This is a genomic window from Leifsonia sp. SIMBA_070 (assembly GCF_046534635.1).
In the GTDB taxonomy this organism is placed as follows: domain Bacteria; phylum Actinomycetota; class Actinomycetes; order Actinomycetales; family Microbacteriaceae; genus Leifsonia.
This window is the reverse complement of sequence record NZ_JAWRYK010000748.1, coordinates 1-246: the sequence shown is the minus strand read 5'-3', so window position 1 is coordinate 246 and position 246 is coordinate 1. Positions and strand designations below refer to the sequence as shown.

Sequence of the window (246 nt, the reverse complement as noted above, 5' to 3'; positions counted from 1 at the left end):
GAGTCATCGTCTGGTTTCGATTGACATGGCGTCGGTCGTAAATGTGCGCGGTCAGTTGACTACTCGCCGGCTGAGGCCGGTACTGCGTATATTTTCTATGTTCTCTGGGGTGTAATTCCGTGGGTCGAGGTTCAGCGTGTACTGAAACACTTGGACGCCATCTTTAATGCTGGCATTCATGCCGACGATGAGTCCAGTGGGTCCGATGCCGTTTCCGAGACTCCATTTTTCTTTGCTTTCACCGGC

At 52.4% G+C, this 246-nt stretch carries 1 protein-coding gene; it reads right to left on the bottom strand.

Features of this window, described 5'->3' with window-relative positions; all coding sequences use genetic code 11:
* Positions 1-51 precede the first annotated feature (51 nt).
* Positions 52-246: hypothetical protein (locus tag SB754_RS22240; RefSeq protein ID WP_410784453.1), on the bottom strand; the 195-nt coding region annotated here is incomplete at its 5' end.